Below are 13138 nucleotides of genomic sequence, written 5' to 3'. Positions count from 1 at the left end.
ATGGCAAAAGGACTTTCGTTTGATGAAATTAAAGGTGTTGGCGAGTACGCTGTTTGGAACAATAAATATAAAGAACTAAAAGTATTCTATAAAGGTTTAGAATTTCAAATCACAACCGAAATGTCAGATGAAGAAAAGATAAACAAACAAAAAAGCATTGAAACTGCACAATTAATAATTAACAAACTTTAAATTTTAAAAAAATGAAAACAATTCAATTATCAGTACTTATTCTAGTATTCGCAATCGCAAACTCTTTTGCACAAGCATTGCCACAAACCGTAAAATACGATTTCAAATTCGATTGGTTAGCAGCACATACCATCAATCAAAATATAGATATCGGCACCGAAAGTGTTCACGGAATTGGCTATTGTCGTTTGTTTGTAAAAAATAAAACTACGGGCAATGAAGATCAAATTCAACCAACTGGTTTTAAATACATCGGCAATTATGGTCGCGTATTTGAAGTGCCAAGAAATGCCGGAATGAAAGTAAGCAACGGAAACATCAAATCCTTAATGAATACTAAAGTTCGCTTTCAGTTTGAACCAGCAAAATATGGCTACAAAACCATGAAAGAACTTGAAGACAATGCTTATTTCAAAATAGTTTATGAAATCAAAGTTTACAAACCAGTAAATGACGAAATCGTTGGAAAACAAGAAGCTATTGTCTTTTTGAAAGATGCCAATGTACCAGCAGTTACGTTAAATCAAGCCAAAAACACAGCCAATATCCCAACACGACCAGGATACATGCGCTTCAATAAAGCAAAATATAATTTGGGAATTGTGTACAGTATCATTCCTGTAAATTAAAAACTATGAAAAAAATAATTCTACTACTGCTTATTTGCTTTCAATCGCAAGCTCAAATAAAGTTTTGGAATACCAATCCAACGTCCAACATGCCACTTTTTGAAGTAGAATGGGGTAAAAAAACAACTATACATACTAAAGTTGGAAAAGAAACCAAACCCATGTATATCTTCAACAAAACAGCCGTTCAAACCTTTAATGGCGATGCCCGAACCAAATACCAAATGACGGTAGAAAGCACAGATAATGTCGCTAAACGCACTTTTCAAATTAGTTATACTCATTACAGACAAACTAATTCCTACTTAGGTTACATCAAATCAACGTATGTCTATCACGATAAACGACCAACGAAGGTGTTTGAAGAAAATTTTGAAACTGTAGTTAATCCGTAAAAATTTAAAAAAATGAAAAAAATTATCGCAACATTATGCCTAATTATTGGCATACAAGCAAACGCACAATTGGTGCAAGGAGAATTAAAAATTAATGAAACCTCAAAAGCAGAAATTGCTTTAAAAGGCAATAAAGCAGTAAACCTGTATGCTGATTTTAGAGAAAACAAACACAAAATCAACTTTGTTTTCACCACATCAGATGTTCCTTTAAATTCAGATAAAAAGCAAGTGGTGAAGTTTGTGTTTACGACAACAATTAAAAAAGATGGAAAAGTTTTAGGAAGCATGAAAAGAGCTCCAATTCCATTTTTTCCAGGCGATATGTTTATGCCAATTGAAACTTTTGATGTTATCTCGATGCTTTCTAATTTACAAACCAATACGCCTGAAACAGTTTCCGAAATCCCAAAAGGTAATTATGAAATCATTTTAGAAGCAAAACCAATTGGTGTAAAAGGACAAATCACTTCAACAATTTTATTTTTAAAAGTTAACTAAATCATGAAAAAAATAGTAGTATTGATTTTATGTTTGAGTATTTCGGGTTTTGCCCAACAAAAATCCAAAGCAAAGCCAAAGACCAACATTCCGTTGATTAAAGACGAACCAAAGCCTGCTGTTCCAATATTAACGGATGCAGATGAATTATTGGAGATAAAAAGCAATGAACCCAATCCAAATGATTTGTTGGACATTACGGTTACAATTCCACAGCCCAAAACACCAAATGCTGGTCAATCGGTTTATAATGAAATTGGTTTGAATGGCGAGTTTACTTTCAATAAAAAAATTGGCTTTTCAGTAAATTCGCCCGAAGGTGATTTAGTTTCCTATTTCTATCTGAACACCAAAAATGGCAATTCAATGATGGATTGGAAAGGCCTCAAAGAAATGCTAACTGAAACCGTCGAAGGAGAAATGACACAGATTAAAAATTCCAACAACGATTTTTATCAATATACCAAAAGTTCGGAAGGAAATTTTGCCATGAAAATGGGAAGTGGCCAATCGATGGTTGTGCATGACCTTCAAACTGGAATGTTGAGCAAGCAATTTTTCAAAACTTTTAAAAAAACCGGAAATAAAGTTGGTAAAGTGGGCGGTAATAAATATCCAAGAGTAAAATATTCTGGAGTTTTTGAAGGTAAAAAAATGTCTATTTGGCTGTCTCATCCGCAAGAAATTTTAATTGACACTAAATTTACGTACAGCATTTCTGGTTATTGGGGATTAGGATTTATCGCGAGTCCAACCGGAAAAACCTATATGATTACTGGAATAGAAGGAGAAGGCGTTTCTATTTTTATGAACTATATCGAAAACACAAGCGCCAATTTTTCAGGAAAAGGATACAAACCAATGGGCGAAATGATGGGTCAAGCGATGGCGCAAAATAGCGTCGAAATGAATGCTGCGATGCAACAAATGTATGCCGAAGCCAATGCCGAAGAAGACCCAAAACTGAAACAATTGAAACTACAGCAAATTGAGCAAACAGAGAAATTATTGAAAAATGCTAATTCCAACGCAACTAACTTTTCACAAACCAGCGACTTACAAGACGCACCATTTGTAAAAGATGCTAACAGTGAAGACGCTATGGTTAATTATTACAATATGATGTTAACTAGTTTAGATCAATCGATTCGGGAACACCAACTAGGTTTGAAAGAAGCGCAAGAAAACAATGACGCAAAAAGCACCAATAGATATACTTGCTTGATCAATTGCACATCAAACGAAAAAAATAGGCTCGAAAAAGTAAAAGCGCAACACATCAAAATTTTAAGTCAGTACAAAAATGATGAAGAAAAACGCGACGAAAAAATCAATCAATTGATGGAAACTCAAGGAATGCCCATGGCCTGTGAGTGTGAATAAAATTGATGTTTACTTTTTAAACAAATGAACACTAAAAAATTAAACTTAAATACGATGAAAAATAAATTACTATTACTTTCTTTTTTTATAATGGGAATTCTAAATGCTCAAACCTGTTGGAAACAACTTAGTGGTGGAGGCGACTTTACCATAGGAATTGCTAATAATAATACATTATGGGGAACAGGTTTAAATAGTTCGGGGCAACTTGGAAATGGGACAACAACACAATTATTTGTTTTTACTCAGGTTAGTAATCAACCTGTTTGGTCAAAAATTGCTACTGGTGCAATACATAGTTTAGCCATAAAAACTGATGGAACCTTGTGGGCTTGGGGAAATTCTAGTTTTGGACGACTTGGTTTAGGAGATCTATCAGGTGTGGTAATATCACCCGCACAAATAGGTACAGACAACAATTGGGTACAAGTTGAAGCTGGCGAAAGTTCCTCGTTTGCCATAAAATCTGATGGAACACTGTGGGCATGGGGTTTTAATGAAAATGGGCAACTTGGTGATGGTACTTTTGTTAATAAAAACATTCCTATACAAGTTGGTTCGGCTACCGATTGGGCACAAGTAAAATCAGGGGCACTACACACCATTGCTTTGAAAACTAATGGGAATTTGTGGGCTTGGGGTTTAGATAATTCAGGACAATTGGGTGTTGGAACTGGTAATAACTCTTCTTCTTTTCCAGTACAAGCAACAGGCACAAATTACATTACGATTGCTTGTGGAGCAGATTATTCAATGGCTATAAAAATAGATGGAACTTTATGGGGTTGGGGTAGTAATACTTATAGAAATTTAGGAATTGGTAATGTCTCAGGAAGCCAACAATTGCCTTTACAAGTGGGTTCTGAAACCAATTGGATAAAAGTGGTAACTGGAGATTATCATACCCTAGCTTTAAAAAATGATAATACACTATGGGCAATGGGGCGAAATCATCGAGGGCAATTAGGCAATAATTCCTTAACAATTGCAAATGTTCCTACTCAAATTAATGTGGGTACATTTTACACCAACATCTTTTCTGATAATAATAATGACACTAATGGGCTTGCGGGTTTTTCGATGGTAATAAAAACAGACGGTAACTTACAAGTTTGCGGAAGTAATAATAGAGGACAACTTGGAACAGGGTTTCAAAGCAATAATTATCAAATTCCTCAAAACATAAGTTGTCCGATTACTTTAAGTTCTGATGAATTTAAAGTTGACAGCAAAATTACTGTTTATCCAAATCCATCATCAGGAATTTTTAATATACAATCCGAAATAAATTCCCATTTATTCGCAGAAGTTTTTGATATGATAGGGAAAAAAGTAGCACAATTTGATAACCAAAACAGCATAGACATTTCAAATCTCAATTCAGGTGTTTATTTATTAAAAATAATAGATAAAAACACAAAGTTAGTAGCAACAAAAAAAATAGTAAAACAATAAAATAGTCGTTTTCTCAAGATTTAAAATCCTCTGTCATTCATTTGATTGAGGATTTTCTTTTGTTTATAGTCAATTACTATCAATTCATAAGTTATAAAAATGTTAGTATCCATTGAAAAAAACGATTTATGTAGTAACTTTGCGCATTATTTAGACAAAATTAAAATAAGCTATGATCAAAGTATCTGATGACGCAAGTAAAAAAATCGTTTCGATGATGCAAGAAGACGGTTTTGATGCAACCAAAGATTACGTTCGTGTGGGCGTAAAAAGTGGTGGTTGCTCAGGTTTATCGTATGAATTAAAATTCGACAAAGAACTAGGAGAAAACGATAAAGTTTTTGAAGATAATCATGTAAAAATAGCCGTTGAGAAAAAGTCGTTTTTATATTTAGCAGGAACCATTTTAGAATTTTCGGGCGGATTAAACGGAAAAGGATTTGTATTTAATAATCCAAATGCGAACAGAACGTGTGGGTGTGGGGAATCGTTTTCTTTATAAATCTAAAAAAGCAAAAAAATTGAAATAACCTAAAAAAGCAAAAATGGCAAAATACAGTTCGTTTGAGGAAATGGAAGTTTATCAAAAAGCATTGCAGTTTGGAGCTAAAGTATACAAACTAACATTAACGAATGAGAAAATTGCTAAAGATTATGGTTTAAAAGATCAATTACAAAGAGCGGCATTATCAATTTCGAATAATATTGCCGAAGGTTTTGAAAGAGAAACCAAAAAAGAATTAATTAGATTTTTATATTTTTCAAAAGGTTCTGCTGGTGAATGCCGAAATATGTTCAACTTTTTGAAATTGTTAGAATACATTAATGAAGATAATTTCTACGAACACAGAAATGATGTCATAGAAATATCAAAACAATTAGGTAGTTATATTAAATATTTGAAAAACTTAGAAAAGCAAAACAAGAAGGCATAAACACTTTCTTTTTATTTTTTAGATTTTTTAGATTTTTTAGATAAAATTATGAGTAAATATACCGAAGACGACTTAAAAGTCGAATTAGAAACCAAAGAATACGAATACGGATTTTATACCGAATTAGACTCGGAAACGTTTCCTATTGGTTTAAACGAAGACATTGTCCGTGCGATTTCTATGAAAAAAGAAGAACCGCAATGGATGACCGATTGGCGTTTGGAAGCTTTTCGTGCTTGGCAGGAAATGATTGAGCCGGAATGGGCAAATGTACAGTATGATAAACCAGATTTTCAAGCGATTTCTTATTATTCTGCACCTAAAAAAGCTGATCCAAACAAAACATTAGACGACGTTGATCCGGAATTATTAGCGATGTACAAAAAGCTGGGAATTTCGATCGATGAACAGAAAAAAATGAACAATGTTGCGATGGATATTGTAGTCGATTCGGTTTCGGTGGCAACGACTTTCAAAAAAACATTGAATGAAAAAGGTATTATTTTTTGTTCAATTTCAGACGCAATTAAAGAACATCCGGAGTTGGTTCAAAAATATTTAGGAACCGTTGTTCCACAAAAAGACAACTTTTATGCCGCTTTGAATTCCGCTGTTTTTTCAGATGGAAGTTTTTGTTACATTCCAAAAGGTGTAAAATGTCCAATGGAATTATCTACTTATTTCCGTATCAATCAAGCGGGAACAGGTCAGTTTGAACGAACGTTATTAATTGCCGATGAAGGCAGTTATGTTTCGTACTTAGAAGGTTGTACTGCTCCAAGTCGTGACGAAAATCAATTGCACGCCGCTGTGGTAGAATTAATTGCGATGGACGATGCTGAAATTAAATATTCCACCGTTCAAAACTGGTATCCGGGAAATAAACAAGGAAAAGGCGGTGTTTTTAATTTTGTGACCAAAAGAGGTTTGTGCGAGAAAAACGCAAAAATTTCTTGGACGCAGGTGGAAACCGGTTCGGCCATTACTTGGAAATATCCTTCTGTTATTTTAAAAGGAAATAACTCGATTGGCGAATTTTATTCCATCGCTGTAACCAATAACCACCAACAAGCCGACACCGGAACAAAGATGATTCATTTAGGGAAAAACACTAAATCAACTATTATTTCCAAAGGAATTTCTGCCGGGAAATCCCAGAATAGTTACCGTGGTTTGGTTCGAATAAGTGCCAATGCTGATAATGCCCGAAACTTTTCGCAATGTGATTCGCTTTTGATGGGAAATAATTGTGGAGCACACACTTTTCCATACATCGAAAGTAAAAATACATCTGCCAAAATTGAACACGAAGCAACGACTTCAAAAATCGGAGAAGACCAAGTTTTTTATTGCAACCAACGCGGCATTCCAACCGAAAAAGCGATTGCGTTAATTGTAAATGGTTTCAGCAAAGAAGTATTGAATAAATTACCAATGGAATTTGCCGTAGAAGCTCAGAAATTGTTGGAGATTTCGTTGGAAGGTTCGGTAGGATAATTAAAATTAAAAGTTATGGATATAATTTTAAAAAACGTAAAGAAAAAAGATTTTCCACTTTTGAAACAATTGGCAAAGTCACTTGGTTTTGAAATTGTTGAGAAAACAGAGAAACCATATAATCCTGAATTTGTAAAAGAAATTTTGGAGGCAGCAAAAGAAGTTAGAGAAGGGAAATATGTGAAAATTTCAATGGAAGAATTAGATAATTTATGGAAGTAAGATATTCTAAAAAAGCTGAAAAAGACTTAGCATTTTGGTCAAAATCTGGAAACAAAATTATCATTAAAAAAATTTCTGAATTGATTAAAGCTATTCAGCAAAATCCATTTGAAGGAATAGGAAAACCAGAAGCTTTAAAACATGATTTAACAGGTTATTGGTCAAGGCGAATAGATCCTGAACATAGAATTATTTACCAAATCATAGATGAAAACACCATAAATATTCTGAGTATAATCTCCTTAAAAGGACATTACGAATAGTATAAAAAATCAAAACTTAATGAATCTTAATACCTTAATGGTTTAAAATATAAACAAAATGTTAAGCATAAAAAATTTACACGCTTCAATTGAAGACAAAGAAATATTAAAAGGCATCAACCTTGAAATCAAAGCCGGCGAAGTACATGCCATCATGGGACCGAACGGTTCCGGGAAAAGCACACTTTCTGCTGTAATTGCCGGAAATGAAAATTACGAAGTAACCGAAGGTTCCGTTGAATTATTAGGCGAGGATTTAGCTGAATTAGCTCCCGAAGAAAGAGCTCACAAAGGTATTTTTCTATCGTTTCAATATCCGGTAGAAATTCCGGGCGTATCAGTAACAAATTTCATGAAAACAGCCATCAACGAAAACCGAAAAGCCAATGGGAAAGACGAGATGCCGGCCAACGAAATGTTGAAATTGATTCGAGAAAAATCAGAATTATTAGAAATTGACCGCAAGTTTTTGTCTCGTTCGTTAAACGAAGGTTTCTCGGGTGGTGAGAAAAAACGTAATGAAATTTTTCAAATGGCGATGTTGGAACCCAAATTAGCCATCTTAGACGAAACCGATTCAGGTTTGGATATCGATGCATTGCGAATTGTGGCAAACGGAGTAAATAAATTGAAAAACAAAGACAATGCGGTTTTAGTCATCACGCATTATCAACGTTTATTAGATTATATTATTCCTGATTTTGTACATGTATTGATGGACGGAAAAATCGTGAAATCCGGCGGAAAAGAATTGGCTTACGAGCTTGAAGAAAAAGGATATGATTGGATTAAAAGTGAATTGGTTTAAAATTTGTTTCAGGTTTCAAGTTTCAAGACTCAGTTTTTTTCATCAATTTAGTATAAACCATTTAAATATATATATGCCATGGCAACAATTACAAAGTTTGAAGATTTAGAAATTTGGCAAGAAGCCAGAAAATTAGCAAAAGAAATTTATATAATTTCTAAAGAAACTGATTTAAAAACAGATTTTAGATTTAAAGAACAAATAAAAGCATCATCAGGCTCTGTTATGGATAACATTGCAGAAGGTTTTGAAAGAGATGGAAATATTGAATTTCGTCAGTTTTTATCCATCGCCAAAGGCTCTGCCGGAGAATCAAGGTCACAAATTTATAGACTTTATGATTACGAATATATTTCAGTAGAAAAGTTTGAAGATTTGAAAACGAAACATGAAAATTTAAGTGGTAAGATAAAAAACTTTATAACTTATTTAAACAAAAAAGACTTTAAAGGCAACAAGTTTCAATAACCTAAAACCTGAAACTTGAAACCTGAAACTAGAAACCAACAAATGGAACTAAAAGAAAAACTCATATCATCTTTCATGGCTTTTGAAGAAAAAGTGGATGTAACTGCACAGCTGCACGACATTCGAACTTCTGCCATCAAAAACTTTGAAAACAAAGGGTTCCCAACCAAAAAAGAGGAAGCTTGGAAATATACCTCACTGAATTCAGTTTTAAAAAACGATTTCTCTGTTTTTCCAAAAAGGGAAAATTCAATTGAATTTAAAGATGTAAAAGAATATTTTCTTCATGAAGTCGACACTTATAAGTTGGTTTTTGTAGACGGTAAATTCAGTTCGTTTATGTCGTCAACCACACACGAAGGAATTGACGTTTGCTTACTTTCTTCGGTGTTAACCAAACCAAAATACAAGATGATTTTGGATACGTATTTCAACCAAATTGCCAGCAAAGACGAAAGTTTAACCACTTTAAATACCGCTTTTGCTCAAGAAGGAGCCTATATCAACATTCCAAAAAGCAAAGTGGCTGATAAACCGATTGAAATCATTCATTTTTCTACGGGAATAGAAAGTGCCTTGATGGTGCAACCTCGAAATTTGATTATAGTGGGTGAAAATGCACACGTGCAAATCATCGAACGTCACCAAAGCTTGAACAGTAATCCGGTGCTGACCAATTCAGTAACCGAAATTTATGCTCAAAAAAGAGCGATTGTCGATTATTACAAAATTCAAAACGATGAACAAACAGCTAATTTGATTGACAATACGTATATCTCTCAAAAACAAGAGAGTAGAGTTGCGGTGCATACGTTTTCTTTTGGTGGAAACATCACCCGAAACAACTTGAATTTCTATCATTTTGGCGAACGAATCGATTCCACCTTAAAAGGAATTACGATTATTGGCAACAAGCAACACGTGGATCATTATACATTAGTGAATCACGCGACACCTAATTGCGAAAGTCATCAAAACTATAAAACCATTTTAGGCGGAAGCTCTACCGGCGTTTTCAACGGAAAAATCTTCGTTGAAAAAGAAGCCCAAAAAACCGATGCTTTTCAGCAAAACAACAACATTTTATTGAGCGACAAAGCAACCATCAACGCCAAACCACAATTGGAAATTTTTGCCGATGATGTCAAATGTTCACACGGCTGTACCATTGGTCAGCTGGACGAAAGTGCGATGTTCTATATGCAACAACGAGGCATCCCGAAAAAAGAAGCCAAAGCATTATTGTTGTATGCTTTTTCTAACGAAGTTATCGAAAGCATCAAAATACCTGAACTCAAACAACGCATCACAAAGATTATTGCGATGAAATTGGGGGTTAATTTGGGGTTTGATTTGTAGGGTTTAACCGCAAATTTCGCTAAGATTTACGCAAATTTCGCAAAGTTTAGATAATTGACTTTGCGTCCTCTGTTTTTATTTAATACTTTAGTTAATAGTTTAAAACATTTTATAACTTAAATAATGAAATTAGAAAAAGCACTTTTTACTTTTCTGTTTTTTAATTTAAACTTTCTATTATATTCTCAAAATAAGCGAAATAATGATAGTATTACTGCTGTTCAAATTAAAATAACAAATTCAAATTATATAGATTTTACAGTTAGTGATAAATATCTGTTTGCTTTGAATTCAGATGACATTTTAGCCGTTATTGACCTAGAAACAAACACTCTTTCAAAAACATACACTAAAATTTTTGCAATTTCAAAAAACCAAAGAAACGAAATTGTTATTTGCACAAAAAACGCTATAAAAAACTTAGATAATAAAAATTCAAAAAAAATAAAATTTAAGGGAACGCCCTTTTTTCTGTTTTTCGATAAGTTGGATAATGAATTAATAATTACTGATGAAGGAATTTACTATTTAGGGGAGATGTATTTTCCAGAAAACTTCAAATCGATTTTTCATCCAATTCGAAAAGATCTGACTCAAAAGAAAAAATTAAGAAAACCAGATTTGGTCTATTTGGATAATGAAGATAGGGTTTGGATCACATACGATAATGGTGAATTTGGCGAAGATGTGTTATTTTTTAATATAAAAAGCAAGCAGTTTTTTGAAGAAGAATATTTAATGGTTGATGTTGATTATTCAAAAGAAAAAATTGATTCTAAGGAATATTTTAGAAGATTATATAGTAAACATAGTCCTAAAATTAAAATAGTTGCGAATGACACTTTGTATAAATTTCCATCACAATTACCAATTTATAATCCAATAAGAGGAATAGCAGAAGACGCTGATAATAATATTTATTTATCGCAAAGTTTAATGCACTTTTCAGTTTCAGGATCTTTATGGGTAATAAAAAAAATGAATGAGGAAGGTTTTTACTCTAAAAGAGACTTAAATTCAATTTTAAGTTACGATGATATGGGAAGGGAATCAAATGATTCTTGGATTAAATCCATTTCAATTAAAGAGCTGCTTGGCCCACTGACCTTTAATACGACCGATAATTCAGTGTATTATTACAGCAGCGACGGTTTTTTTAAAATAATTAATTCAAAAGATAACTTTTCTAAAGTGTTTATTTTTAAACCATGGATTGGATGGTCGGCCAAAAATGAAAACAGAATTGGTTATGATGTAAATGTTTTAAAATTTGAATTTAATAAAAAAAATGAATTGTTTTTCTTAACAGTTAACGATGGTATTGGCTACTTTAATGGAAAATCAGTTAAATATTTCAAATAGTTGTTCAAACTTTGCGTCCTTTGCGATTTTTACTTTGTTAAGCAATTGGTACAATTTCTATGAATTTATTTTTGCCAGTACAATTTTTAGCTTCAGTTCTTCACTAAAATCATATTCATAAATTACAGAATAAATAATTTCTAGTAAAAGTTCTTTATCTATTTTATTGTCCGCAACATCGACAGCGATGTTTTCCATTTTTTCTATAAATTTTGGAACAATAAAACCGCAATTGTTTATTTCTAAGAAATATGCAGAAAGAGCAATAGATGCTCTTTTGTTACCGTCATTAAAACAGTGGTTTTTATTTATTGAAAAGAAAAGATGAGTAAGTTTATCCTCAAAATTAGGATAGTATAGTCATTTTTTGTATGTTCAATAGAACTTTCAAGGAGGCCATAATTTATTATTCCTAAAATACCACCTGAATTAATAATTATTTGGTCATGAACCCTAACTGCATGTTCAGCATCAAAATAGATATATTCGTTCATTATTATCTATCTTTAAGTCTCTTGAATATTTCTAGTAGTTGTTCATCATCCATAACTCTATCAATCAACTCCTTGCTTTTGTCCCCTAAAAAACGCTCATATTCATCTCCATTTAGCGATCCAATATATGGTTTTAATCTTTCATGAATTATATTTCTTAAACCGTAATCTCTACAAGCCATTTTTGTTCTCACATCTTCTAATTGAGGTATCCAAAACCGATTGTTAGAAAAATCATTAATTAAGTTGTCTAATTCAGTTGGCTGTAATTTTCTTTTTACTGTATCAAATTTTATTCTCATAGCATCCGCAATACCAATCTCAAAAGAAGCGATAAGTTTTAAAACTTCAGAATACATAGTGTCTCTTGGATTTTCTCTATCTTCGAGTTGTAAGATTTGTTTGTATTCTTTCGAATTTTCATGAAAAATTGCTTCATAGATTTTATCAGTATACATTGAGTATTTGTAATTACCCATATCTAAATATAAATTTAGTGCGTTGGTGAATTCTTTTCTGTAAACAGGCTCTCGCATTATTGCGACTATAAAATCTTCATCACGTTGATTTATATATTTTGTTGAGCCTCCAACTTTTTGATTTAAAGTATCTATCACAATATCAAGAACAACGCTTCTTAGAGCTTTTGCTTTTTCGCTTTCTGTTAAAAGCATTCCAAGATTCAAAAAAGCTCTAAAATTAAAAACTCCTAATTGTGGTGCTTTTGATCCTTCTGTTAGCATCCAACCAAATTCTTCTTTGAATTCTTTTAAAGATTTCCCTTTTAAATTTTCATAACCATTATGTTTTAATTCTTCTTCATTACTCGATAAATATCTTTCAATAGTTGATATGTCTACACCATAGAAATCAGAAACTTGTGATTTTGTAAATCTATATTCACCTTTAAAAAACATTCCACTAACACCTATGTATTCTTGAATATTCTCTATTGCTATTTTGTTGTTCAGAATATTTTGTCTGTCAACCGCAGACATAGTCAAATCTTTTTTCATAAACAAAAATTGTTAATAACTTTTATTGTTTCCCTTATTTGTGAGGGGAACATTCTTTAAAATGCTGATTTTACTGGGGTTTGCACAACTTAAAAATATTAACAAAAAGAAAATAATTTTAGTTAGTAAAATAACTAATACAAAGATATGAAATACTTT

General features: G+C 32.5%; 18 protein-coding genes. 15 read left to right on the top strand and 3 right to left on the bottom strand.

Translation table 11 applies throughout. The annotated features are described in order from the left end of the window. The 15 genes from ACIQ2Z_RS07975 to ACIQ2Z_RS07905 form a co-directional block, all read left to right on the top strand. Positions 1–192, top strand: a 192-nt coding sequence (locus tag ACIQ2Z_RS07975) for a hypothetical protein (protein WP_396183616.1), incomplete at its 5' end; no start/stop codon positions are given. Positions 193–203: 11 nt separating this feature from the next. Further along, the gene (locus ACIQ2Z_RS07970; RefSeq protein ID WP_396156201.1) at positions 204–821 is read left to right on the top strand and encodes a hypothetical protein; all 618 of its coding nucleotides are present in this window, start codon (positions 204–206) and stop codon (positions 819–821) included. Between the two features lie 5 nt (positions 822–826). Continuing rightward, positions 827–1216, top strand: a complete 390-nt coding sequence (locus ACIQ2Z_RS07965; RefSeq protein WP_396156199.1) for a hypothetical protein — start codon at positions 827–829, stop codon at positions 1214–1216. A gap of 12 nt (positions 1217–1228) precedes the next feature. After that, on the top strand, positions 1229–1717 hold the full coding sequence (locus ACIQ2Z_RS07960) for a hypothetical protein (protein WP_396156198.1): 489 nt from the start codon (positions 1229–1231) through the stop codon (positions 1715–1717). 3 nt (positions 1718–1720) lie between these two features. Next, positions 1721–3100, top strand: a complete 1380-nt coding sequence (locus ACIQ2Z_RS07955; protein WP_396183615.1) for a hypothetical protein — start codon at positions 1721–1723, stop codon at positions 3098–3100. Positions 3101–3154: 54 nt separating this feature from the next. Further along, a complete protein-coding gene (locus ACIQ2Z_RS07950) occupies positions 3155–4555 on the top strand; it encodes a T9SS type A sorting domain-containing protein (RefSeq protein ID WP_396183614.1) in 1401 nt (466 codons plus the stop codon). 172 nt (positions 4556–4727) lie between these two features. Then, positions 4728–5057, top strand: coding sequence for a HesB/IscA family protein (locus ACIQ2Z_RS07945; RefSeq protein WP_396183613.1), 330 nt, complete (start codon positions 4728–4730; stop codon positions 5055–5057). Positions 5058–5100: 43 nt separating this feature from the next. After that, positions 5101–5490 carry a four helix bundle protein gene (locus ACIQ2Z_RS07940; protein ID WP_396183612.1) on the top strand — a complete coding sequence of 130 codons (390 nt, stop codon included), beginning with the start codon at positions 5101–5103 and terminating at the stop codon, positions 5488–5490. Between the two features lie 48 nt (positions 5491–5538). Then, positions 5539–6987 (top strand): Fe-S cluster assembly protein SufB, encoded by a 1449-nt coding sequence (gene sufB / locus ACIQ2Z_RS07935; RefSeq protein ID WP_396183611.1) that lies wholly within the window; start codon positions 5539–5541, stop codon positions 6985–6987. A 15-nt stretch (positions 6988–7002) separates the two neighbouring features. Next, on the top strand, positions 7003–7209 hold the full coding sequence (locus tag ACIQ2Z_RS07930) for a DUF2683 family protein (RefSeq protein ID WP_396183610.1): 207 nt from the start codon (positions 7003–7005) through the stop codon (positions 7207–7209). Beyond that, complete coding sequence (locus tag ACIQ2Z_RS07925; RefSeq protein WP_396183609.1) at positions 7200–7472, top strand: Txe/YoeB family addiction module toxin; 273 nt, start codon at positions 7200–7202, stop codon at positions 7470–7472. The genes ACIQ2Z_RS07930 and ACIQ2Z_RS07925 overlap by 10 nt, the downstream gene beginning before the upstream one ends. Positions 7473–7530: 58 nt before the next feature. After that, the gene (gene sufC, locus ACIQ2Z_RS07920; protein WP_396183608.1) at positions 7531–8280 is read left to right on the top strand and encodes a Fe-S cluster assembly ATPase SufC; all 750 of its coding nucleotides are present in this window, start codon (positions 7531–7533) and stop codon (positions 8278–8280) included. Positions 8281–8358: 78 nt separating this feature from the next. Further along, positions 8359–8748: a four helix bundle protein gene (locus ACIQ2Z_RS07915; protein ID WP_396183607.1), complete on the top strand. Its 390-nt coding sequence runs from the start codon at positions 8359–8361 to the stop codon at positions 8746–8748. A gap of 42 nt (positions 8749–8790) precedes the next feature. After that, positions 8791–10107 (top strand): Fe-S cluster assembly protein SufD, encoded by a 1317-nt coding sequence (sufD, locus tag ACIQ2Z_RS07910; protein ID WP_396183606.1) that lies wholly within the window; start codon positions 8791–8793, stop codon positions 10105–10107. 123 nt (positions 10108–10230) lie between these two features. After that, complete coding sequence (locus ACIQ2Z_RS07905; protein ID WP_396183605.1) at positions 10231–11469, top strand: hypothetical protein; 1239 nt, start codon at positions 10231–10233, stop codon at positions 11467–11469. Positions 11470–11526: 57 nt separating this feature from the next. On the opposite strand, the gene ACIQ2Z_RS07900 is transcribed toward ACIQ2Z_RS07905, so the two are convergent. The 3 genes from ACIQ2Z_RS07900 to ACIQ2Z_RS07890 all read right to left on the bottom strand — a co-directional run bounded on the left by ACIQ2Z_RS07900 (position 11527) and on the right by ACIQ2Z_RS07890 (position 12979). Next, positions 11527–11667 carry a hypothetical protein gene (locus ACIQ2Z_RS07900; protein WP_396183604.1) on the bottom strand — a complete coding sequence of 47 codons (141 nt, stop codon included), beginning with the start codon at positions 11665–11667 and terminating at the stop codon, positions 11527–11529. A gap of 110 nt (positions 11668–11777) precedes the next feature. Further along, positions 11778–11963, bottom strand: coding sequence for a hypothetical protein (locus tag ACIQ2Z_RS07895; RefSeq protein WP_396183603.1), 186 nt, complete (start codon positions 11961–11963; stop codon positions 11778–11780). 2 nt (positions 11964–11965) lie between these two features. Continuing rightward, the gene (locus ACIQ2Z_RS07890; RefSeq protein ID WP_396183602.1) at positions 11966–12979 is read right to left on the bottom strand and encodes a DNA-binding protein; all 1014 of its coding nucleotides are present in this window, start codon (positions 12977–12979) and stop codon (positions 11966–11968) included. Between the last annotated feature and the right edge of the window lie 159 nt (positions 12980–13138).

This window comes from Flavobacterium sp. (assembly GCF_044361015.1).
Taxonomy (GTDB): domain Bacteria; phylum Bacteroidota; class Bacteroidia; order Flavobacteriales; family Flavobacteriaceae; genus Flavobacterium.
The sequence above is the reverse complement of the archived record's forward strand: the minus strand, read 5'-3'. Positions and strand labels throughout refer to the sequence as shown.